This window comes from Bradyrhizobium sp. CCBAU 45384 (genome assembly GCF_028128665.1).
GTDB classification, from domain to species: Bacteria; Pseudomonadota; Alphaproteobacteria; order Rhizobiales; family Xanthobacteraceae; genus Bradyrhizobium; species Bradyrhizobium manausense.
The window spans coordinates 126,471-147,993 of sequence record NZ_LBIZ01000111.1; the positions used below are offsets into that span (position 1 = coordinate 126,471).

The following is a 21,523-nucleotide window of genomic DNA, read 5'->3' on the forward strand; positions in this document are numbered from 1 at the left end:
AGGCGCCGCACCGCACGACGGACAACAAAAGGCGCCGGGGGTCGTACATCAAGGATCTGAGGCAAAAATCAAATGACAGCATTATGGTTGATAGTGCTCTGCGGAGTGCTTTCCGTCGTCTACGCGATTTGGGCGACGTCTTCGGTGTTGAGTGCGGATGCGGGGTCGCCGCGCATGCAGGAGATCGCGGGAGCCGTGCGTGAAGGCGCACAGGCCTATCTCCGGCGCCAGTACACCACGATCGGCATCGTCGGCATCGTCATCTTCGTGCTGCTCGCCTATTTCCTCGGCCTTTATGTCGCGATCGGTTTTGCCATCGGCGCCATCCTGTCGGGAGCCGCCGGCTTCATCGGCATGAACGTCTCGGTCCGCGCCAATGTGCGTACCGCCCAGGCCGCGACGACGTCGCTCGCCGGCGGCCTCGAGCTCGCCTTCAAGGCGGGCGCGATCACCGGACTTCTGGTGGCCGGTCTCGCACTGCTCGGCGTGACCCTGTATTTCGGCTTCCTGACCCATTCGCTGAAGCTCGCGCCCGACAGCCGCACCGTGGTCGACGCCATGGTGGCGCTCGGCTTCGGCGCCTCGCTGATCTCGATCTTCGCCCGTCTCGGCGGCGGCATCTTCACCAAGGGTGCCGACGTCGGCGGCGATCTCGTCGGCAAGGTCGAAGCGGGCATCCCGGAGGATGATCCGCGCAATCCGGCGACCATCGCCGACAATGTCGGCGACAATGTCGGCGACTGCGCCGGCATGGCGGCCGACCTGTTCGAGACCTATGCGGTGACCGCGGTCGCCACCATGGTGCTGGCTGCGATCTTCTTCGCCAAGACGCCGATCCTCGCCAACATGATGACGCTGCCGCTCGCCATCGGCGGCATCTGCATCATCACCTCGATCATCGGCACGTTCTTCGTCAAGCTCGGGCCGAGCCAGTCGATCATGGGAGCGCTGTACAAGGGCCTGATCGCAACCGGCATCCTGTCGCTGATCGGCATCGCCGTGGTGATCTATTATTTGATCGGCTTCGGCAAGCTCGAGGGCGTCGACTACACCGGCATGGCGCTGTTCGAATGCGGCGTGGTTGGCCTCGTCGTCACCGCGCTGATCATCTGGATCACCGAATACTACACCGGCACGGACTATCGTCCGGTGAAGTCGATCGCCCAGGCCTCGGTGACCGGTCACGGCACCAACGTGATCCAGGGCCTCGCCGTCTCGATGGAAGCGACCGCGCTGCCCGCGATCGTCATCATCGCCGGCATCCTGGTCACCTATAGCCTCGCCGGCTTGTTCGGCATCGCGATCGCGACCGCCACCATGCTGGCACTGGCCGGCATGATCGTCGCGCTCGATGCGTTCGGTCCGGTGACCGACAACGCCGGCGGCATCGCCGAGATGGCGGGCCTGCCGAAGGAGGTGCGCAAGTCGACCGATGCGCTCGATGCGGTCGGCAACACGACCAAGGCGGTGACGAAGGGCTACGCGATCGGCTCCGCCGGTCTTGGCGCTCTCGTCCTGTTCGCGGCCTACAACCAGGACCTCAAGTTCTTCGTTGCAGACAGCGCGCACCACACCTATTTCGCCGGTGTCAATCCGGACTTCTCGCTGAACAATCCTTACGTCGTGGTCGGCCTGTTGTTCGGCGGCCTGCTGCCGTATCTGTTCGGCGCAATGGGCATGACCGCTGTGGGGCGTGCGGCCGGCGCGATCGTCGAGGAGGTGCGGCGCCAGTTCCGCGAGAAGCCCGGCATCATGCAGGGCACCGACAAGCCCGACTACGGCAAGGCGGTCGACCTGCTGACGCGCGCGGCGATCAAGGAAATGATCATCCCCTCGCTGCTGCCGGTGCTGTCGCCGATCGTCGTCTACTTCGTGATTTACGCGATCGCGGGCGGCGGCCCCGCCGGCAAGTCGGCGGCATTCTCGGCCGTCGGCGCCATGCTGCTCGGCGTGATCGTGACGGGCCTGTTCGTGGCGATCTCGATGACCTCGGGCGGCGGCGCCTGGGACAACGCCAAGAAGTACATCGAGGACGGCCACTTCGGCGGCAAGGGCTCTGATGCCCACAAGTCGGCCGTGACCGGCGACACCGTCGGCGATCCCTACAAGGACACCGCGGGTCCCGCGGTGAACCCGATGATCAAGATCACCAACATCGTGGCCCTCCTGCTGCTGGCGATCCTGGCGCACTGAACCACGAAACTGGCCTGAAGACGGTGACCCCCGCGGCGCAGGCTGCGGGGGTTTTGTTTTGGGGCGAGGGGCCAGGCGTCCGCCCGTTAAGCGGCCGGTTCCAGAGCTCTCGTCTTTAAGGTTGCTTAACCCGCTGCATTCTAGAATCTTGCGAGGCTTTGGCGGCATTTTAGCGAATTTCCGTAGCACGCACGTTTGGGTCCTCTCATCCCGTCTACGGCGCGATGCGCTCTCAACATGTTCCGGCGCTCGTTGCCCTGGCGGCTGGCTGCAAGAGGAGGTTCGGTTGCGTGCACCCCCAATGAACGAGATTGAGCGTGCACTGACGGCGCATCCGGACGTGACGGATGCTGTCATCTGCGCCGAGGAGAGCGCCGATGGCCGCCCCTTCAAGGTCGCGTTCGCGGCCGTTGCTCCTGACCGCCTGAGCGCAGGCAAGTCGAAACACCTTCAGGCCGAAACCGATCGCAGGGTGACGCAATGGCGTCGGGCTTTCGATCAGGTGTACCGCCATGGCCCTGACAGTGTCGCGCCGTCGTTCGTGGGCTGGACCAGCAATTTCACCAACAAGCCCATTCCCGAAACCGAGATGATCGATTGGCTGGATTGCACGATCGAGCGTATTCGCTCTCTCGGTGCGAGGCGGATATTGGAGGTCGGGTGCGGGGTTGGGTTGCTCGTCGAAAGGCTCGCGCCTGGGTGTGAGGTGTATTGCGGGACCGATCTCTCACCGGTCGCTGTTCACCGATTGCGCGCGTTCGCGCAGTCGAAGGCCGAGCTTCGGCATGTCAAATTTCTCGAGCGGGAGGCCACTGACAGCAGCGGCTTGTCGCCGCAATCGTTCGATGCGGTGGTGATCAACTCCGTCGTGCAGTACTTCCCCGGCATCGAATATCTGCACAGGGTCCTGGAGCAGGCCGTCAAGCTGGTGGCTCCTGGTGGCCACATCTTCGTCGGTGATGTTCGCAACCTCGAGCTCTTGCCGGTCTTTCACCGTGAGGTCCAATCCGCAAAAGCCCCGTCGGGTGTCACCCCGGCATCGCTGGAGCGCAAGATCATGCTGGCGATCGCCCAGGATCGCGAACTGGTGATCCACCCCGAGTACTTCAAAGGCATCCCCGAATTCATCCCGCAGATTTCGGGAGCCGAGATCCAGCTCAAGCGCGGATCGAGCTACGAGCTGACCCGGTATCGGTACGATGCGGTGCTGCGCGTCGATCCCGAGGCTGCTTCTGCGCGCGGCAAGAGCCGTGACCTCGCCCCGCAAACGGAACCCTGGATCAGGGCGGGGAGGGCGTTGGCGACCGACCCGATGGCCGCGGCGTTCCTCCAGCAACTCGGCATGGAGCTCAGCGATGCGTTGCGAGGGCAATTCCGCCAGGAGACATTGCCTGCGGCCGTGATTGCACTGAGCCAGCGCGATTTTGCCGCCATCATGCCGGCGCCGTCGATCGTGCCTGATGATGCTGCCAACCATGAGCGGGTCGAGGCATAGCGATGGTCGCCCATAATCTGGCGCTGCATTTCGAAGCGGTTGCCGCGGCCTCGCCGGAGGCCGTCGCCCTGATCTGCGAAGGCGACAGCCTCACCTTTGCCGAGCTCAACAAGTTCGCAAACCGGCTGGCGCGATGGCTGACATCGCAGGGCGTGGACAAGGGCGCCGTCGTCTGTCTCGAGCTGCCGAAGATGGTCGAAGCTTATGCGCTCGCCATGGCTTGCATCAAGATCGGAGCGCCGTACGCGTTCCTGGATCCGGCCGCTCCCGCGGAGCGCGCCCGACTGATGCTGGAGCGATGCCGCCCGGCGCTGATCGTCAGCGTGCGCGAGGGAGTTGGCAGCCGCGCATTGATCGGCGATGCCGATGCGCGCGCGGCCCTGCGCGATGTTGTGTCGCGCCTTGACGATTCGAACCTGCCGCTAACCGCTGTGATCACCGGGGTTGATCCCGCCTACGTGATGTTCACGTCGGGGTCGACCGGTGAACCGAAGGGCGTGGTCATCCCCCATCAAGGAGTGCTGCACCTGATCGATTGGGCGAAGCACGATCTTGGCATCGGACCCGGCGACCGGCTGACGAACGTCAATCCGATCTACTTCGATAATTCGGTCTTCGATATCTACGCCGGATTGCTCAACGGCGCGGCGATCGTTGCGCTCGACGCGCTGAAGGGACGTCCGCCCGCGGCGCTGGTGTCGGAGATCACGAAGCATCAGTGCACGTTCTTCTTCGCCGTGCCGACGCTGTTCATGTTCCTGGACTCCATGCACCTGCTGAGTCCCGATTGGCTGCCAAGCGTCAGCCGGTTCATGTTCGGCGGCGAGGGATTTCCGCTGGCGCGGCTTCGCCGGTTCTATGACGCGTTTGCCGGCAAGGCGAAGCTGATCAATTGCTACGGCCCCACGGAAACCAGCTGCATCTGTAGCGGTTTCGAGATCGTCGAATCCACCTTCGATACCTCCGACGGGTTGGCTCCCCTCGGGAAGCTCAACCCCAATTTCAGCTACCGGATTCTGGACGAAGACATGAAGCCCGTTCCCGCGGGCACCGCGGGCGAGCTGTGGCTGGGAGGTCCGGGCGTTGCGCTTGGCTACATCAACAATCCGCAAGAGACGGCCCGCCGCTTCCGTCAGGATCCTTTGATCGAGGGCTACCGATCGATCCTTTATCGCAGCGGAGATCTCGTCGAGGCCGAGGCTGGATCCGGTGTGCTCCGCTTTCGTGGCCGGGCCGACAATCAGGTCAAGCTTCGGGGCTACCGGGTCGAGCTCGAGGAGATCGATCACGCCCTCGTCGCGTGCAAGGGCGTCACGCGCGCGCTCGCCGTGGTGCTTCAGGATGCCGGCGGTGCAAGCCGGCTGCTGGCTGCCTATGCGGGTGCAAGACTGCCGGAGAGCGAGCTGCGCCAGCACTGCGCCGCGCATCTTCCCGCCTACATGGTGCCGGGCAGGTTCATCTGGCTGGAACACATTCCCGTCAACGCCAATGGCAAGGCAGACCGGCGTTCGGTGGCGTCACTGCTTGGTGAAGCCGTCGCAAGGGCCTCGTAGATGCCACAGCCCGCAGCGTCCACGCGCGTTGTCCGATGAGCGTCGAGAGCCAGCCCTATGATGGTGCGGCCACGGGTGTGCTCGCGAAGCCGTCGTGGCGGCTGATCCCTCAAATCGATCGTGACCCGACGCTTGTGGCGGGTGTGCAGGAAGCGCATGGACGCGTGTTGCTTTGCTGCGGGGTCGGGCTGCTGGCGCTGCTGTTCTGGCAGATCGGCATCGACTTCTCGGCCGCCGGTCTGGCGCTGGCCTGCGCCTACGCCGGGCGATACCGGCGCCTCCTGATTTTTCTCGCGACCTTGCTCCTGCTTTGGCGCAGCGGCTTCCTGGTCGACCGCACGTTTCTCGCCCGGCTCGCAATCGACGAAGGCGTCGCGGACCGGATCGATCAGCCATTGGTGTCGGCGGCCATGGTGGCCGTAACGTTCGCGCTGTTCTCCGTATTGCTGGCCATGCAGGGGGCGGGAGCCATCGTGCTCCGCCGCCCGACGCTCGGCCTGTTGGTCGCTTTCCTGGCGCTTGTTGTCGTAACGCAGGCCAGTTTCACGGCCGGCACGCCGCGTGTTCTGCTCTGGTCGTTCCTGATGACGTTCCAGCCATATCTGTGGTTCCTCGCCTACGGTCTGGTCGACGCGGCCAAGGAGCGAGTTCCGGTGTGGCAGCACCTCGGCGTCTTTCATCCCTTCTGGGGAGCAACGCTGACCCCATTCGGGAAAGGACTGTCCTATCTTCGTCGTTTCGAGGCCAAGACGCCGGAGGAGCTCGCGGTCACGCAGCTCAAGGGCGTCAAGCTTGCGGCCTGGGTCCTGATCCTGGCGATCGGCAAGATCTGCTTCGGCGAACTCGTCCAGGGTCAGTTGCGGCTTCCGATGTTCGACGACAATCTGCTGCAATATCTCGCCGGTCATCCGCAGCCACGCCTGGTGGGGTGGGCAAGCGTTGTGGTCTTTTTTGTCGACGACCTGCTGAGCATGACCGTGTTCGGCGGCGTCATCGTCGCAACGGCGCGGCTTGCCGGCTTTCGGCTGTTGCGCAACACCTATCGTCCCCTGCAGTCGGCGACGCTCGCCGAGTTCTGGAACCGCTATTACTTCTACTACAAGGAATTGCTGGTCGATCACTTCTTCTACCCGACCTTCGTGCGCTGTTTCCGCGGCCATCGCCGGCTTCGCATGTTCTTCGCCACCTTTGCTGCGGCCTGCATCGGCAATTTGCTGTTCCATTTCATTCGCGACATTCACTTCGTCGGTGAGATGGGGCTTTGGCGCGCCGTGGTCGGCGAACAATCCCACGCGTTCTACACGTTCGTCCTGGCTGTCAGCGTGGGGCTCTCGCAGATGCGCCGCGTACCGCAGCCGGCCCCGAGAGGGTGGCTGCGCGGCCGCTTGCTGCCTTGCCTGTGGGTCTCCGGCTTCTTCTGTCTCATCCACATCTTTGATGCACCGTTGGACCGTGAGCACTCGCTCTGGCAACGCGCCGAATTCCTGTTCTATCTCCTGGGAGTCACGACATGACCACGACAGAGCGCCCTGAAGTCAGATCGCGGATGCGGCACTACATCACGCAGCGCCTCATCATGAAGGGCGATATGTCGCCGCTCAGTGACGACGATCTGCTGTTCACCAGCGGGCGTCTCGATTCCCTCGACGCGGTCGAGCTGATCATGAGCATCGAGACCGATTACGGGATCAATTTCTCCGACATCGGTTTCGACCTGACGCGCCTGGACTCGATTTCGGCGATTGCCGCTCTGGTGCAGCAGCCGTCGGCCGAGCCTGCCTAAGACCTGACCGGAAACAGGTCGGAGGTGCGGCACAGCGTTGACCACCCGAGTACCGCACGTCTATCTGCAATCCCTCCTTCTGGATGAAGCCGGAATTACGGGAATTGCGGTACAGTCCAGCACCGTCACCTCAATATCCTGGTCGCGTTTCAAGCCTGCAGGTCTCCTGCCTATTGCTGCTTTCCAAAACCGGAAGGATCTGCCGCAACTGCTTGTGCACATGCCGTTGAAGTTGGCTCGCCCGGTGCAGAGGATACAGCGAGCGCGCGCCACGCCCATTCAGGGCGGCTTGACACGTACAAACCCGCTGTTGACAATAGTTCGTACAGGTGCCCGTCAGTCCGCGACGATGGAAAAATCCCATGGCACTGCTCATTCGACCGGAAGAACTTCCGCGGTGGGTACCGGGCGAGCTGCTGCGCTGCAGTACCGGTCAAGGCTGGAAGGGTGTTGAGCTGCGGACTTACCGCTATCGTGGTCTCGACGTCCCAGTGCCCGCGATGGCCGATTTCATGATCGTCTCTTACAAGCGCGGCAGCACTATGATGGAGCGGCGTTTCGAGGGGCGCTGGACCCGGACTGAGTGTCACCCGGGGGATGTTTCGCTGTTGACGCGCTCGCAGGCCTCACACTGGCACTGGACCGAGCAGATTGAGGTCTCGCATGTTTATCTCTCGGACGCCGTGGTTTCCCGCGTGGCTGCCGACGTCCTCGAGCGACCGATCGCTGCGGTGCGGCTACACGACATATTGCGCACGCAAAGCTCGATCGTGACCGAAGTCGTCGAGGCCATATCTCGCGAAGCCGGCGGCAAGGGCATCGGCGGTGCGTTATACGTCGACGCGTTGAGCACGCAGCTTGTCGTCAATCTGCTTCGCAACTTTGCATCGGTTCAGTTTGTCGACAAGTCGGGCAGGGGCGAGCTGCCGCCGGCAACACGCAAGCGCATCGTCGACTACATCGAGGCCCGAATCGATCAGGCGCTCTCGCTCGAGGAACTCGCCGAAGTCGCCTCGATGGGCGTATGGACGTTCGGGAAACGCTTTCGCGCCTCGTTTCAGAGTAGCCCCCACCAATACGTCGTCGATCGCCGGCTCGAAAAAGCGCAGCAGATGCTGGCTCTTGGTCGATTGCCGCTGAAGGCGATCGCGTCGGAATGTGGCTTCGCCGATCAGGCCCATTTGACACGCGTCATGCGCGCACGGCTGGGGCGGACGCCGGCCGCCCTGAGGGACGACAGCTCTCGCTAGCGCTCCTTCACCTGATCCTTCAACAGACTCACCGGTTCATTCAAGACGAGGCTGCACGTCGCTTCTAACGTTCCTCCCCACGCCGAATGGTCATTCGGTCGCTCAAGCGGCCGATACAAAAGAGGGGAAACGTTATGGGCACCTTGTTGGAGCCGACACATGCGTCGCGTGCGGACGCACCGACAACGCGGTTGGACGCGCTGGTCATTGGCGCCGGTATCGCCGGTCTCTATCAGTTGTATCGCCTGCGCGAAATGGGACTGAACGTCCGCGCCTACGATACGGCATCGGGGGTGGGGGGCACCTGGTACTGGAATCGCTATCCGGGGGCGCGCTTCGACTCCCAGGTCGAGGTCTACCAATATTGGTTCTCCGAAGATCTGTACAGGGCCTGGAAGCCGAGCGAACGATTTCCCGCGCAGCCGGAGACCGAACGCTGGCTGAACTTCGTCGCGGATCACCTCGACTTGAAAAAGGACATTCAATTCAACAGCCGCATCGCCTCAGCGCACTATCGCGAGAAGGACGGCCGCTGGACGGTCACGACGGACGCTGGCGAGAAGATCGACACTCAGTACGTCCTCGCCTGTTGCGGCATGCTCTCGGCCCCGCTCGTCGACCGCTTTCCCGGCCAGTCGACGTTCCGAGGTGAGATCCACCATACGGGACGATGGCCGAAGGCCGGCGTCGATCTCAAAGGTAAGCGCGTCGCGGTGGTCGGCACCGGTGCGACCGGCATCCAGGTCATCCAGACCATCGCCTCAGACGTGGCCGAAATGAAGATCTTCGTGCGGACGCCGCAATACGTGGTGCCGATGAAAAATCCGCGATACAGCCAGGCCGAATGGGACGTTTGGGCCAGTCAATTCCACGACCTGAAGAAGCGCGTCCGTTCGACCTTCGCCGGCTTCCATTACGACTTCGAGAACCGTCCCTGGGCGGAGCTGACGCCCGGAGAGCGCACGGAAGTGCTGGAAAAGTTCTGGAAAGAAGGCTCGCTATCGATGTGGCTCGCGACCTTCCCGGAGATGTTCTTCGACGAATCGGTCAGCGCCGTCGTGTCCGACTTCGTACGGGGCAAGATGCGTGAGCGCCTGCGCAACGACCCGAAACTGTGCAACCTCCTGATCCCTTCTGACTATGGCTTCGGCACGCATCGCGTGCCGCTCGAGAACGGCTATCTCGAGGTCTATCTGCAGGACAACGTCGAAGCAATCGACTGCCGGTCCACGCCGATCGAGTGCATCGTACCGGAGGGTATCCAAACCTCCGACGGTAAGGTTCACGAAGTCGACGTCATTATCCTCGCTGTCGGTTTCGACGCCGGATCCGGCGCGCTGAGCCGGATCGACTTCCGCGGCCGCGACGGTCGTTCGCTGAAGGAACAATGGAAGCAGGAGATTCGTACCGCCATGGGCCTCCAGGTCCATGGCTATCCGAACTTGTTTACGACAGGCGCGCCGCTCGCACCTTCAGCGGCACTCTGCAACATGACCACTTGTCTGCAGCAGCAAGTTGACTGGATCACCGACTGCATCGGCTACGCGCGAACGCAAGGCAAGCAAACCATCGAGGCCACGCGGGAGTTCGAGGACAATTGGGTGAAGCACCATGACGACACCGCTGCCGCGACGCTCGTGATCAAAACCGACTCTTGGTACATGGGCTCCAACGTCGACGGCAAGCCGCGCCGGCTGTTGTCCTATATCGGAGGCGTCGGCAACTACAACAGACAATGCGACGAGCTGGCCGCCAACGGCTATCCCGGTCTCGCGATGAACTGACTCCAGTCCGAAGGAAAATTCAAATGAGCAACAATCCCTATTACGGGCCTGAAGGCCACGGCCCCTACGAGATGATCGACATCGGCGACCTGCCGCTCGAGGATGGCGGCACCATTCCCAACTGCAAACTCGCCGTCGCTACACACGGCGCGCTCAACGCTGCGAAGGATAACGCCATTCTCGTTCCCACCTGGTATTCGGGCACGAGCAAGATCATGGAGCAGGCCTATATCGGCGCGGGCCGGGCGCTCGATCCTGCGAAGTACTTCATCATCGTGGTCAACCAGATCGGCAGCGGATTGTCGACATCGCCGCACAACGCCAGTGGGGCGATGGCTGGACCAAATTTCCCAAAGATCCGCATCGCCGACGACGTTCGCGCCCAGCATCGGCTGTTGACCGAAAACTTCGGGCTTAAGAGCCTGGCACTCGTGGTCGGCGGCTCGATGGGCGCGCAGCAGACCTACGAGTGGGCCGTGCGCTATCCGGAATTCGTCAAGCGCGCGGCGCCGATCGCCGGTACGGCGAAGAATACCGAGCACGACTTCCTCTTCGCAGAGACACTGAATGAGGCAATCACGACCGATCCGGGCTTCCGCGAAGGACGCTACGACTCGCCGGCCGACGTTGCCGCGGGCCTCAAGCGACAGGCGAAGCTCTGGACCGTGATGGGTTGGAGCACCGACTTCTTCCGCGCCAACAGGCACAAGGCGCTGGGTTTCGAAACCGTGGAGGCCTTTGTCGACACCTTTATGACCGGATACTTCGCGCCGATGGACCCGAACAATCTGCTGTCCATGGCGTGGAAGTGGCAGCGCGGCGACGTCAGTCGCAACGCCGAGGGCGACCTTGCTGCTGCTCTCGGGCGTATAAAGGCGAAGACATTTGTGATGCCGATCAGTCACGACATGTTCTTCCCGCCGGCCGATTGCGAGGCCGAGCAGCGGCTCATTCCGGGAAGCGAGTTCCGCCCGCTGGCCAGCATCGACGGGCACCTGGGTCTATTCGGCACCGATCCGCAGATGCTCGCACAGCTCGACGCTAACCTGCACGAGTTGCTTGCCACACGAGTAAACTGAACGGTCGCATTCGTAGCCGCCTTTCGAAGGGATCAAGCTCAATCAGAGAACCAAAGCGCGATGATGATTCAATCGGAATTCATCGCGCTTCAGCAGTCAGGCTTCTCACTCCGATGCTCAATCGATGCCCATCTGGTGTTGTAGCGGTCGAGACGAAAGCGTCTACCCCCGCGGGTGCGGCGGCGGAACTGGCAAGCGTTCTCCCGGCCAGTGGGCTTGCAGCGGTTCTCGTGTTTGTTTCGCCTTGTTACGACCCGCAACGGTTTGCGGCCGAAATGACAGCCCGCTTCATTGGCACGCCAGTCTTCGGTTGCACGACCGCCGGCGAGATTGCGCTGAACGGATGGGATGAAAACAGCATCGTCGCGCTCGCCTTCAGCGCTGCCGACTTCGACGTGACTGCTCACCCCATCCTGGGGCTCTCGGATTTTCGCATCGAAGACAACAGCACTATTGGCCCAGATATTCGGCATCGCTTCTTCCGACAAGACGGCAATGCCGATGGCGAGCGCTGTTTCGGGCTCTTGCTCATCGATGGCATGTGCCAGCGGGAAGAAGTCGTATTGGCCGCGGTGCATGCCTCGCTTGATCATATCCCGTTGGTTGGCGGCTCGGCCGCAGATGGCCTGCGATTTGAGCGTAGCTGGGTCTACTTCGGGGGCCGCGCCCATACAGATGCGGCGGTGCTCCTTGTGTTTAGGACGTCGCTGCCGTTCCTCATCTTCTCTTGCGACACTTGCGAGCCCAGCACGGAAAAGATGGTCGTAACGGAGGCTGATCCAGATCGACGCACTGTCAGCGAATTGAATGCCGAGCCCGCAGCAGCCGAGTATTCTCGCATGGCCGGCCTCGCCGGCGGCGTACTCGATGTGACTGCATTTGCATCCCATCCAGTGCTCGTACGGATCGGCGATGCGTATTACGCGCGCTCGATACGCCGGGTCGATGCGGACGGCACGCTACATTTCGCCGCCGCCATTGACAAAGGCCTCGTGTTTACAGTGGCCACGCTGCGTGACCCGATCGATCCGACCAGCGATCTTTTCGCGCAAATCCAGGAAGAAATCGGGGAGGTCTCTCTCTACATCGGTTTCGAGTCCGTTCAGAGGCGCTTGGGCGTCGAGCATCAATGCGATCGCGACATGTCCGAACTGTACCGGGCCCATCGCGTGTTTGGATGCAATACCTATGGTGAACTGTATGGCCCGATGCACATAAACGGGACGCTCACCGGTGTGGCGATCGGCACGCCCCGTGCGAAGCAGGAACGCTGTTTTGCCCGACGCGTCAATGGAAATTCGTAAAATACGAATATTTCCTGACCTCGAACTGCAATTGCTGGGCGATTTCTGCGCGTTGGCCAACCTTGCCGCACATTTCCTCGACGCGGCAATAGCTTGATCGCATGGACACCGTGCCAGGCTGCGAGGTGCCTCTACTGTGCATGGGGTTGTTTTTCACTTTTTGTCGGAGGGGGCGTGTTGGCGCACTGAGCGGCGCAAACCACACGAGACAAAACCCCGTGGCGCTTTTGTTCGGTCGGCGATATCTCTCATCCCGTCATTACGAGCGCAGCGAAGCGTCACTGCACGTCCATTTGCAATCCTTCCTTCTGGATGATGCCGGCGAATTTCTTCGTCTCGGCCTCCACGAAGTCCGCGAACTGCTGCGGCGTGCCGTAGTCGGCGCGCGCCCCCATGGCGGCGATGTTCTTCCTGATGTCGTCGCGCTCCAGCATCGCCTTGACCTGGAGATTGAGCGCCTCGAGCACGGGCGCAGGCACGCCTTTCGGCAGAAACACCGCGAACCAGGACGACACGTCGAAATTCGCAAGCTCCGGCGCGCTCTCGCGCATGGTCGGCAAGTTTGGTGCGAGCTCGCTGCGTTCTGTCGTGGTGACGCAGAGGCCGTTGAGCGTGCCGTTCTGCACCTGCGGCAGGCTCGGATAGAGATTGTCGAACAGGACCTGGATGTCACCGGCGAGCGCGGCCTGGAGCGCGGGGCCGGCGCCGCGGAACGGAATGTGCGTCATCTTCAGCCCGGTGAGCTGGAGGAACCAGGCGCCGGTGAGGTGGGGGCTCTGGCCGACGCCTGATGAGGCGTAGCTCAGCTTGTCCGGATTGGCCTTCAGATAGGCGATCAGCTCAGAAACCGACTTGATGCCGGTCTTCGGATGCGCCGACGCGATGTTGGGGATCCGGATCATGTTGGAGACCGGCTGGAGCTGGTCCGGCTTGTAGGTGAGGTTTTTGAAGATGCTGTAGGCGATCGCGTTCGGGCCGGGGTTGCCGATCAGGATGGTGTGACCATCCGGCTTGGCGCGCACGGCCTCGGCGGTCCCGATCGTGCCGCCGCCGCCGGAGCGGTTTTCCACCACGGCCGATTGGCCCCAGGCGGTTTGCAGATGCGCAGCCAGGAGCCGGCCCATTACGTCGGTCGAGCCGCCGGCCGCGGCCGGCACGATGATGCGGACGTTCTCGGTCGGCTTCCAGTCGGCGAGGCTGGATCGCGGCAGGATCGCTGCGGCCGAGAGGCCCGCGGCCCCCGCAAGCACGCGACGACGGGACAACAATCTGTTCTGAAGTCTCTTGGGCACGAATCCACTCCCGGCTTCTTGTTTTGCTGGGAGCGTAGGGAACCTGGTGCGCAACGGCAAGTCGCGGGCGACGCTGCGCGTCGTGCGGAGAGCGTCACGACGCCGCAGGCAGACAGATCAGCTCGATCTCAGTTGAAGCTGAGCAGCTTGAACAGCGGCGTGAGGTAGCTCATCTCCTGGCCCGAGGTCGGCGTGGTCCGGCTGATGGAGTCGAAGATCTTGCCGTCCTGCAGGCCGTAATTCGCAAGCCGGCGCACGCGCCGGTTCTTGTCGAAATAGATCGCGATCACGCGCTGGTCGACCACCTTCTGATTCATGAAGGCGACGGGGCGCTCCGAGCGCTGCGAGATATAATAGAACACCTCGCCGTCCAGGGTCGCGACGGTGGAGGGGGTGCCCATCACGATCAGCACCTGGTCCTGGCTCGCGCCGATCGGAATCTGCTCGAGCGCACCCGGCGGCAGGATGTAGCCCTTCTGGAACTGCTCGCCGGTGCAGCCTGCGAGCGCGGCGCCAACCAGGGTCACGGCCGCGAGCATGCGCAGGCCGCGCCAGCATGCGTTAAGGCCGCGCCGCCGGGTTGCGCGCAGGCTGGTCTGGTTCGTTATCGTCATAGCGGAACTGATTCCGTCCCCTTGCGTCGCGCGAGGCGCTGAAGTACCGGGCTGGGCGTCTGAATGCAACTCGCGCGCGCCCGCTTGCGGAAACCACAATGCTTTGGCCGTTCAATCACTTCAGGAAACCCCGGCTCGCCCCGGCCGGCACCATTGAAGCCATCTATGGCATGATCGTGACGCAGGCGCGAGAACCCATATTTTACCGGGACTTGGGCGTGCCTGATACGGTTAACGGCCGTTTCGACCTGTTACTCCTGCACCTCTGGCTGTTGCTGCGGCGGCTGCGGGCTGTCGTCCAGGGCGGTGCGGAGTTGTCGCAGGCCCTGTTCGACCGCTTTTGCGAGGATATGGACGACAATCTGCGCGAGATGGGCGTGGGCGACCAATCCGTTCCGAAGCGAATGCGGGCCTTCGGCGAGGCGTTTTACGGCCGGGTCCAGGCTTACGACCAGGCGATCGAGGCAGGCACGGAGGCGCTGGCGCAGGCGGTCTGCAAGAATATCTTGAATGGCTCAGGGCTGGATCAGGCGCGGCGGCTCGCCGGCTACGCGGCGGCGGCTGATGCCGATCTCGGCCAGGCCGGCGATTCCGCCCTGTTGCAAGGCTCCTTCAAATTTCGCGCGCCGCTTCGGGAGGATGAGACGTCATGAACCGATCGATGACCGGGTCCGGGCCCGATCCCTGGCGTTCACCCATAACAGTGGCGCAAATTCCCGATACGGGGCTTCACCGTGAGCTCGAAGCCTCGGCGGCGGAACGCCAGGCCATGGCCGATGTCGCGGGGCTGCGCGACGTTCTGTCGGCCCATGCCGATTTCGACGTCGAGCCGAAGAGCGGCGGCCGGGTCCAGGTCACGGGCCGGGTGCGCGCCCGGATCGGTCAGAACTGCGTTGTCACGCTCGATCCGATCGAGAGCGAGATTGACGAGGAGGTCGATCTGACCTTTGCCCCGGAGGCCGAGACGCGGCGGCTGGAGGATCTGATCGAGGAAGGGCAGGACGACGAGGGGCCGCCTGATGTCGCCGATCCGCCCGAGGCGATCGTCAACGGCATCATCGACCTCGGCCGGATTGCGACCGATGCGCTGTTCCTGGCGATCGATCCATACCCCCGCAAGCCGGGTGCCGTGTTTGAGGCAGAGGTCGCCGCGCCTGATCCCGAGGACCATCCGTTCGCGGCGCTGAAGGCGCTCCAGGACAACAAGCAGGGCAAGAAGAAGCGCAAATAGCTGGGCATTCCCCGTAAGACCGCTGTCCTGCGTCGTGTGAGGTCCTTGCCGGACCGGTTTGAAAGTCCGCATCATCCATTTGATTATTATGATATTTCTGTGAATTCGAGCGCCCGAGATCAGATCGCCCTTAGTCCAAAAGGCTGGGGGCAAGAGGTTGTTTCGGGATAACAAAACGCTATTGTCGCGCCCCGGTCCGGGTGCGGCGTGGCGCTTGGCCGGTCGCCATGTCCATGGCGAACCCATTTTGCGGCCCGTCCGTTCAGGACCGTACCAGACCAGGTTTTCCGGGACTTTTATGCCAAGCAAGGTTCGCATCGCGCTGGACGCCATGGGGGGCGACGACGGCGCTGCCGTGGTCATTCCAGGCGCAGCCATTTCCCTCGCGAGGCATCGGGACACCGAATTCCTGCTGGTCGGGGACCGCGCCAGGATCGAGCCCGAGCTCGACCGGCATCCGCAGCTCAAGGCCGTCTCGAGGATCATTCACACCGACGTTGCCGTCAGCGGCTCGGACAAACCGAGCCAGGCCCTGCGGCGCGGCCGCAAAACCTCCTCGATGTGGCTCGCCATCGATGCGGTGAAGAAGGGGGAGGCCGATGTCGCGGTCTCGGCCGGCAACACCGGCGCGTTGATGGCGATGGCCCGGTTCCATCTGCGCACGCTGCCTGGCATCGACCGCCCGGCCATTTCAGCGATATGGCCGACCACGCGCGGCCAGACTGTCGTGCTCGATCTCGGCGCCACCATCGGCGGCGATGCGCGCCATCTGGTGGCGCTCGCGGTGATGGGCGCAGCCATGGTGAGCGTGGTGTTCGACAAGAAGCGCCCTACGGTCGGCCTGCTCAATATCGGGACCGAGGAGATCAAGGGGCACGAGGAGATCCGCGAGGCCGCCGAGATGCTGCGCGCGATGGACCTGCCGGAACTCGAATATATCGGCTTCGTCGAGGGGGACGGCATCGGCAAGGGCATGGCCGATGTGATCGTGACCGAGGGCTACAGCGGAAATATCGCGCTCAAGGCCGCCGAAGGAACCGCGCGCCAGATGGCGGACTTACTCCGTCACGAGATTCAGCGGAGCTGGCTGGCCAAGCTCGGCTATCTGTTTGCCCGCAATGCCTTCCAGGCCCTGCGCGACAAGATGGACCCGAACAAGTCGAATGGCGGCGTGTTGCTGGGTCTCAACGGACTGGTGGTCAAGAGCCACGGCGGAATCAACGCCGAAGGCTTTGCCTATGCGATCGATGTTGGCTATGAGATGGCTCACTACGATCTCCTGAACAAGATCAATCAGATGCTCAACCGCGAGGGTGGTGCACTCAATTCCGTGCAGACCGCGCAGGAGGCTGTTTCGTGACTCAGATTCGTTCGGTCGTGCTCGGCTGCGGCTCTTATTTGCCGGAGCAGGTGGTGACCAACGCCCAGTTGGCGGCGCGTATCGACACGTCCGACGAATGGATCGTGCAACGCACCGGTATTCGCGAACGGCACATTGCCGCCGAGGGCGAATTCACCTCGCATCTTGCGATCAAGGCGGCGCAGGCCGCGCTCGCCGATGCCGGCGTGGATGCGCAGTCGATCGAGCTGATCGTGCTCGCGACCTCGACGCCTGACAACACCTTCCCCGCAACGGCCGTCGCCGTCCAGCACGCGCTTGGCATCAACCACGGCGCGGCCTTCGACCTGCAGGCGGTGTGCTCGGGCTTCGTATTTGCGCTGGCGACCGCCGACAATTTCCTGCGCACCGGCGCCTACAAGCGCGCGCTGGTGATCGGCGCCGAGACCTTCTCGCGCATCCTCGACTGGAACGACCGCGGCACCTGCGTGCTGTTCGGCGACGGCGCCGGCGCGGTCGTGCTGGAGGCGCAGGAGCAGCCGGGCAAGGCTGCCACCGACCGTGGCGTGGTGACGACGCATCTGCGCTCCGACGGCCGGCACAAGGCCAAGCTGTTCGTCGACGGCGGGCCGTCCTCGACCCAGACGGTCGGTCACCTGCGCATGGAGGGCCGCGAGGTCTTCAAGCATGCGGTCGGCATGATCACCGACGTGATCGTCGACGCCTTCCAGGCAACCGGGCTCAATGCCGACAGCATCGACTGGTTCGTGCCGCACCAGGCCAACAAGCGAATCATCGATGCTTCCGCCCACAAGCTCCATATCGCGCCGGAGAAGGTGGTCTTGACGGTCGACCGCCACGGCAACACCTCGGCAGCCTCAATACCGCTGGCGCTGGCGGTGGCGCGCAAGGATGGCCGCATCAAGCGCGGCGACATGGTTCTCCTGGAAGCCATGGGCGGCGGCTTCACCTGGGGCTCCGCGCTGGTGCGCTGGTAAAGCCACATCAGATAAAGTTTTGCCGGAATCTGCGCCTAATATCGATGCGTTTGCATTGATGAGCGGTGTTGACCGGCGTATCGTAAGCTCATAATTTCAGACAACAATTGTTCGCCGTGATGTGGGGCAGGGCGATGACCGATCAAAGCAAAACCGTAACGCGTGTGGATCTCTGCGAGGCCGTCTACCAGAAGGTGGGCCTATCGCGGACGGAATCGTCTGCCTTCGTGGAACTCGTGCTGAAGGAGATCACCGATTGCCTTGAAAAGGGCGAGACGGTGAAGCTGTCCTCGTTCGGCTCCTTCATGGTCCGCAAGAAGGGCCAGCGTATCGGCCGTAATCCGAAGACCGGCACCGAGGTGCCGATCTCGCCGCGGCGGGTGATGGTGTTCAAGCCGTCGGCGATCCTGAAGCAGCGGATCAACGCCCAGCACCGCACCAACGGCGATGCCAGCAAGGCTCAACCCGAGGCGTAACCGCCCAACGGATAAGGATTGGCATTTGGACAAGGCGCCGGATGCGTTCCGAACCATCAGCGAAGTAGCGCAGGAACTCGATATTCCGCAGCACGTGCTGCGGTTCTGGGAGACCCGCTTCTCCCAGATCAAGCCGATGAAGCGCAGCGGCGGCCGCCGCTATTATCGCCCAGACGATGTCGACCTGCTCAAGGGCATCCGCCGCCTGCTTTACGGCGAGGGCTACACCATTCGCGGGGTGCAGCGGATCCTGAAGGAGCACGGTGTCAAATCGGTGCAGGGCCTGGCCGACGGCGCAGCCGCAGTCTCGTTCGGGGCGATCGAGGACGCCATCGGCGCCAGCCTGATGGAGCCGGACGAGGAGCCGCCCATCAAGGGCATCACCGATGCCGACGATGACGACTATCAGGGTGACGAGGAGGAGGGCATCGACTTCCGCTTCACCGAGGTCGACGACGAGGAAATCCTCACCACCTTCCGCAAGGGCGGCACGCCCGCCGCGCCGGCGGGGCCCAGCGCGCTGGACCGGGAACGGCTGGGTCGGGTGCTCGCCGACCTCGTGGCCTGCCGGGACATGCTGGATCAGGCGCTGAAGGACGGCTGACAGGCTTTTCCTCGGCTTTGTGGGCAGTTCCGGGGCTTTGGGCGACGACACCAAAATGCTGCGGCTCGCCTTGCGCATCGCGCCGATCCTAGCTAATGGAACGACGTTCGGAGCGTGGCGCAGCCCGGTTAGCGCACTAGTCTGGGAGACTAGGGGTCGGAGGTTCAAATCCTCTCGCTCCGACCATTTTCTTCAGAGAAGGGCCAAAATGCTTGCGCGATCGCGGGATCGGCAAGCGATCTCCTGTGCTCCGAACAATCCGACGTCAGCGGTTGGTCATCGGCATCGGTCGCGCGGACACGGCTGGTCCGCAGCAGGCTTGCCAAGAGCCCAGGTCGGAACGGCGAACGCGAGCTGATATTGCCCCATCGTGTCCACGATGGAAGCTTGCGCACTCTCCAGGCGTTTGGTCAGCCCACCGACGTTCAGGTCCAGCGCTGCGTCGACGGCCAAAAGCGACATCGAGATGCCCGCAACCGTCGCCGCGATGGCGATCGCCTTCCATTCTGGTGACTTAATCATCTGATTTTATCAGGTAATTACCTTTCGCGCGGGATTCAATCCCTTGCGTGGCATGCGCACGGGTTCTTGAATCGCGACAGTTCGGTAACGGGGTGCGGCGTGCCGTCCCGGTCGCCCGCGAATCGATCGCGGCCTCGGTTCAATGACGTCCGGCGCCGGGGCTGATCTAGCTAGGCGGGAGCCGCAGATATCCCACCACCATCCGCGTCGTCTCATCCACCAGCGTCCGCACGATCCGGTCCGGCAGCGTCTCGGCCTGGTTCAGCACCGTGTTGTGCGCGACGGCTTCGATGGTGCTGACGCAGATGAAGGTCGCGATATCGAGGTCGATCCTGCGCATCTCCTTGCGGTGGTTGTCGAGATAGGCGCGCATGAGGGTGTGGACCTCGCGGTTGAAGGCTTCGACGTCGAGCTTGCCCGCGCGCGGGATCTGCTCGGCGAGCACGCGATGCAGTTTGGGGTTGATGCGGTGCGCTTCGATCGCAACGGTGACGAGGCGGCGCACGGCTTTCTCGATCGGCATATCGGCAACCTCGATGAGCGCTGCACGGACGATCGCCATGATCTCCTCGTTGTGACGATCGATCACGGCGGCGACGAGCGCCTCCTTGCTCGGGAAATATTGATAGAGCGAGCCGATGCTGACGCCGGCGATTTCGGCGATGCGGTTGGTGCTGGTCTTCTCGAAACCGTCCTTGACCAGAATGCGAGCGGTCGCCTCGACCAGCGCATCGACCGTGGCGCGGGATCGCTGCTGCGTAGCGCTTTTTCGGGGTTTCGTCGGCGGCTTGCGGCCCACGGGCTTGTGATCTGAATGCGAGTAGGAAAAGCGAGTGAATGCTCGCATTATATTGCCGAGGGGCGGCGGGTCAGCAAGCCTCTTTGTCGCCGCCTCGGACGAGCCAGATGGGATGTGGCCATGAGCGTTGCCAGGATCGTGTCGGCCTTGCAGTTTTGCCCGGTGGGTTGCGGGTTCAGTCCGCCGGCCGGCCGCGATCCCGCGCCGAGCCTGCAGAGCCGGCTGTTCAACCTGCTGCTGCGGCAGCTTCCCTACAAGCAGCAGCTCGCCTCCGCGGAGGCCGTGCAGGCCCATGTGCAGAAGCTCGCGCTGGAGCCTGCATCGTTCGAGCCGACGGGCTTGGGGCGCGGCGTCGATGCGATGCTGACCAAGATGGGCGGATGGCCGGTCTATTATACCGCGCCGTCGTCGGGACATGAGGGCTGCAATTTCGTCATGTTCCTGCATGGCGGCGGCTACATCAACGAGATCGTGCCGGCGCATTGGCGCTTTGTCGGCCAGATGACACGCGAGGCGGACGTCGTCTGCGTCGTACCGATTTATCCGCTGGCGCCGCGCGCCACTGCGAAGGATGTCGTGCCTGCAACCGCCGAGCTGTTGCGGATGCTGCTGGAGGATGCGGGGGAGGCAAAGGTCACGGTGGTGGGCAATTCGGCCGGGGCGGGTCTTGCGCTTGCAGCGTGCCAATGGTTGCGCGACCGCGGCCATCGCCAGCCGAACCGGCTGATGCTGATCTCGCCGGCCGCCGACGCCTCGCTCGGCCGCCCCGAGCAAGCGGAGATCGCCGTGCGCGATCCGATCCAGGATATTCCTGGCATGATCGAGGCCGCGCGGCTCTATGCCGGCGAGCTCGATGTCGGCCATCCCTTCGTCAGCCCGCTCAATGGCGCGTTCCGCGCGCTGGCGCCGATGACGATCTTTTCGGGCACGCGCGATCTGCTCTACCCCGACAGCGTCGATCTCGCGGTACGAGCACGGGCAGCTGGTGTGCCGGTCGAGTTGCATCTGTGGCGTGACCAGCCGCACAATTACGCGCTGATGCCGACGCCGGAGGGCCGGCGGGCGCGTGCGATGATTTTGGGGGCGGTGGCTTAAGGAAAGAGCGTGACCGATGTCACGCTGCGCGCGGCCTCGCGTGAGACCTTGCGTCGGTGGTGCCCGCATGGAGGGACAATGCGGCTCCGCGGGCGTCTCCTCGATATCAGCG

At 63.2% G+C, this 21,523-nt stretch carries 20 protein-coding genes and 1 tRNA gene; 17 read left to right on the forward strand and 4 right to left on the reverse strand.

The features are described from left to right. Positions 1–72: 72 nt before the first annotated feature. From XH80_RS22670 to XH80_RS22710, 9 genes are all read left to right on the forward strand, one after another. A complete protein-coding gene (locus tag XH80_RS22670) occupies positions 73–2,193 on the forward strand; it encodes a sodium-translocating pyrophosphatase (protein ID WP_271600472.1) in 2,121 nt (706 codons plus the stop codon). Positions 2,194–2,341: 148 nt separating this feature from the next. After that, positions 2,342–3,688, forward strand: a complete 1,347-nt coding sequence (locus XH80_RS22675) for a class I SAM-dependent methyltransferase (RefSeq protein WP_271600473.1) — start codon at positions 2,342–2,344, stop codon at positions 3,686–3,688. A gap of 2 nt (positions 3,689–3,690) precedes the next feature. After that, entirely contained in the window at positions 3,691–5,241 is a 1,551-nt protein-coding gene (locus XH80_RS22680) for an amino acid adenylation domain-containing protein (protein WP_271600474.1), read from the forward strand. 35 nt (positions 5,242–5,276) lie between these two features. Continuing rightward, complete coding sequence (locus XH80_RS22685; RefSeq protein WP_271600475.1) at positions 5,277–6,755, forward strand: hypothetical protein; 1,479 nt, start codon at positions 5,277–5,279, stop codon at positions 6,753–6,755. After that, positions 6,752–7,024 (forward strand): acyl carrier protein, encoded by a 273-nt coding sequence (locus XH80_RS22690; protein ID WP_271600476.1) that lies wholly within the window; start codon positions 6,752–6,754, stop codon positions 7,022–7,024. Before XH80_RS22685 ends, XH80_RS22690 begins: the two co-directional genes overlap by 4 nt. A 362-nt stretch (positions 7,025–7,386) precedes the next feature. Continuing rightward, entirely contained in the window at positions 7,387–8,274 is an 888-nt protein-coding gene (locus XH80_RS22695; protein WP_271600477.1) for a helix-turn-helix domain-containing protein, read from the forward strand. A 134-nt stretch (positions 8,275–8,408) separates the two neighbouring features. Next, positions 8,409–10,058, forward strand: coding sequence for a flavin-containing monooxygenase (locus XH80_RS22700; protein WP_271600478.1), 1,650 nt, complete (start codon positions 8,409–8,411; stop codon positions 10,056–10,058). A gap of 23 nt (positions 10,059–10,081) precedes the next feature. Continuing rightward, complete coding sequence (locus XH80_RS22705; protein WP_271600582.1) at positions 10,082–11,137, forward strand: alpha/beta fold hydrolase; 1,056 nt, start codon at positions 10,082–10,084, stop codon at positions 11,135–11,137. Positions 11,138–11,250: 113 nt separating this feature from the next. Next, positions 11,251–12,441 carry an FIST N-terminal domain-containing protein gene (locus XH80_RS22710; RefSeq protein ID WP_271600479.1) on the forward strand — a complete coding sequence of 397 codons (1,191 nt, stop codon included), beginning with the start codon at positions 11,251–11,253 and terminating at the stop codon, positions 12,439–12,441. Positions 12,442–12,719: 278 nt separating this feature from the next. Here the strand turns inward: XH80_RS22710 and XH80_RS22715 are convergent, their stop codons facing one another. Both XH80_RS22715 and XH80_RS22720 read right to left on the reverse strand, forming a co-directional pair. Next, positions 12,720–13,733, reverse strand: coding sequence for a Bug family tripartite tricarboxylate transporter substrate binding protein (locus tag XH80_RS22715; RefSeq protein ID WP_271600480.1), 1,014 nt, complete (start codon positions 13,731–13,733; stop codon positions 12,720–12,722). A 128-nt stretch (positions 13,734–13,861) separates the two neighbouring features. Beyond that, positions 13,862–14,347 carry an outer membrane protein assembly factor BamE gene (locus XH80_RS22720; RefSeq protein ID WP_220005319.1) on the reverse strand — a complete coding sequence of 162 codons (486 nt, stop codon included), beginning with the start codon at positions 14,345–14,347 and terminating at the stop codon, positions 13,862–13,864. Between the two features lie 98 nt (positions 14,348–14,445). On the opposite strand from XH80_RS22720, the gene XH80_RS22725 reads away from it, so the two are divergent. The 7 genes from XH80_RS22725 to XH80_RS22755 all read left to right on the forward strand — a co-directional run bounded on the left by XH80_RS22725 (position 14,446) and on the right by XH80_RS22755 (position 19,181). Beyond that, positions 14,446–15,000 (forward strand): ubiquinol-cytochrome C chaperone family protein, encoded by a 555-nt coding sequence (locus tag XH80_RS22725; protein WP_271600481.1) that lies wholly within the window; start codon positions 14,446–14,448, stop codon positions 14,998–15,000. Next, on the forward strand, positions 14,997–15,578 hold the full coding sequence (locus tag XH80_RS22730; RefSeq protein ID WP_271600482.1) for a YceD family protein: 582 nt from the start codon (positions 14,997–14,999) through the stop codon (positions 15,576–15,578). The genes XH80_RS22725 and XH80_RS22730 overlap by 4 nt, the downstream gene beginning before the upstream one ends. Positions 15,579–15,876: 298 nt before the next feature. Further along, positions 15,877–16,938, forward strand: a complete 1,062-nt coding sequence (plsX, locus tag XH80_RS22735) for a phosphate acyltransferase PlsX (protein WP_271600483.1) — start codon at positions 15,877–15,879, stop codon at positions 16,936–16,938. Next, the gene (locus XH80_RS22740) at positions 16,935–17,915 is read left to right on the forward strand and encodes a beta-ketoacyl-ACP synthase III (RefSeq protein WP_271600484.1); all 981 of its coding nucleotides are present in this window, start codon (positions 16,935–16,937) and stop codon (positions 17,913–17,915) included. Before plsX ends, XH80_RS22740 begins: the two co-directional genes overlap by 4 nt. A gap of 134 nt (positions 17,916–18,049) precedes the next feature. Then, positions 18,050–18,391 carry an integration host factor subunit alpha gene (locus tag XH80_RS22745; protein ID WP_018456841.1) on the forward strand — a complete coding sequence of 114 codons (342 nt, stop codon included), beginning with the start codon at positions 18,050–18,052 and terminating at the stop codon, positions 18,389–18,391. 25 nt (positions 18,392–18,416) lie between these two features. Further along, positions 18,417–18,995, forward strand: coding sequence for a MerR family transcriptional regulator (locus tag XH80_RS22750; protein ID WP_271600485.1), 579 nt, complete (start codon positions 18,417–18,419; stop codon positions 18,993–18,995). A gap of 108 nt (positions 18,996–19,103) precedes the next feature. Next, positions 19,104–19,181 (forward strand) — tRNA-Pro (locus XH80_RS22755). Positions 19,182–19,271: 90 nt separating this feature from the next. Here XH80_RS22755 and XH80_RS22760 read toward each other — a convergent pair. Then, a complete protein-coding gene (locus XH80_RS22760; RefSeq protein ID WP_271600486.1) occupies positions 19,272–19,517 on the reverse strand; it encodes a hypothetical protein in 246 nt (81 codons plus the stop codon). Positions 19,518–19,683: 166 nt separating this feature from the next. Continuing rightward, a complete protein-coding gene (locus XH80_RS22765) occupies positions 19,684–20,316 on the reverse strand; it encodes a TetR/AcrR family transcriptional regulator (protein ID WP_271600487.1) in 633 nt (210 codons plus the stop codon). A 120-nt stretch (positions 20,317–20,436) separates the two neighbouring features. Here XH80_RS22765 and XH80_RS22770 point away from each other — a divergent pair, with 120 nt between their 5' ends. Beyond that, on the forward strand, positions 20,437–21,411 hold the full coding sequence (locus tag XH80_RS22770; protein ID WP_271600488.1) for an alpha/beta hydrolase fold domain-containing protein: 975 nt from the start codon (positions 20,437–20,439) through the stop codon (positions 21,409–21,411). Positions 21,412–21,523: the final 112 nt, after the last annotated feature.

Excerpts from the sequence above, each read along its gene's own strand:
- XH80_RS22700 (WP_271600478.1), top strand. The coding sequence starts at position 8,409 with ATGGGCACCTTGTTGGAGCCGACACATGCGTCGCGTGCGGACGCACCG.
- XH80_RS22730 (WP_271600482.1), top strand. The coding sequence starts at position 14,997 with ATGAACCGATCGATGACCGGGTCCGGGCCCGATCCCTGGCGTTCACCC.
- XH80_RS22670 (WP_271600472.1), top strand. The coding sequence starts at position 73 with ATGACAGCATTATGGTTGATAGTGCTCTGCGGAGTGCTTTCCGTCGTC.
- XH80_RS22705 (WP_271600582.1), top strand. The coding sequence starts at position 10,082 with ATGAGCAACAATCCCTATTACGGGCCTGAAGGCCACGGCCCCTACGAG.
- XH80_RS22710 (WP_271600479.1), top strand. The coding sequence starts at position 11,251 with ATGCTCAATCGATGCCCATCTGGTGTTGTAGCGGTCGAGACGAAAGCG.
- XH80_RS22725 (WP_271600481.1), top strand. The coding sequence starts at position 14,446 with ATGCTTTGGCCGTTCAATCACTTCAGGAAACCCCGGCTCGCCCCGGCC.
- XH80_RS22680 (WP_271600474.1), top strand. The coding sequence starts at position 3,691 with ATGGTCGCCCATAATCTGGCGCTGCATTTCGAAGCGGTTGCCGCGGCC.
- XH80_RS22770 (WP_271600488.1), top strand. The coding sequence starts at position 20,437 with ATGAGCGTTGCCAGGATCGTGTCGGCCTTGCAGTTTTGCCCGGTGGGT.
- XH80_RS22695 (WP_271600477.1), top strand. The coding sequence starts at position 7,387 with ATGGCACTGCTCATTCGACCGGAAGAACTTCCGCGGTGGGTACCGGGC.
- XH80_RS22745 (WP_018456841.1), top strand. The coding sequence starts at position 18,050 with ATGACCGATCAAAGCAAAACCGTAACGCGTGTGGATCTCTGCGAGGCC.
- XH80_RS22690 (WP_271600476.1), top strand. The coding sequence starts at position 6,752 with ATGACCACGACAGAGCGCCCTGAAGTCAGATCGCGGATGCGGCACTAC.
- XH80_RS22685 (WP_271600475.1), top strand. The coding sequence starts at position 5,277 with ATGAGCGTCGAGAGCCAGCCCTATGATGGTGCGGCCACGGGTGTGCTC.
- XH80_RS22760 (WP_271600486.1), bottom strand. The coding sequence starts at position 19,517 with ATGATTAAGTCACCAGAATGGAAGGCGATCGCCATCGCGGCGACGGTT.
- plsX (WP_271600483.1), top strand. The coding sequence starts at position 15,877 with ATGCCAAGCAAGGTTCGCATCGCGCTGGACGCCATGGGGGGCGACGAC.
- XH80_RS22720 (WP_220005319.1), bottom strand. The coding sequence starts at position 14,347 with ATGACGATAACGAACCAGACCAGCCTGCGCGCAACCCGGCGGCGCGGC.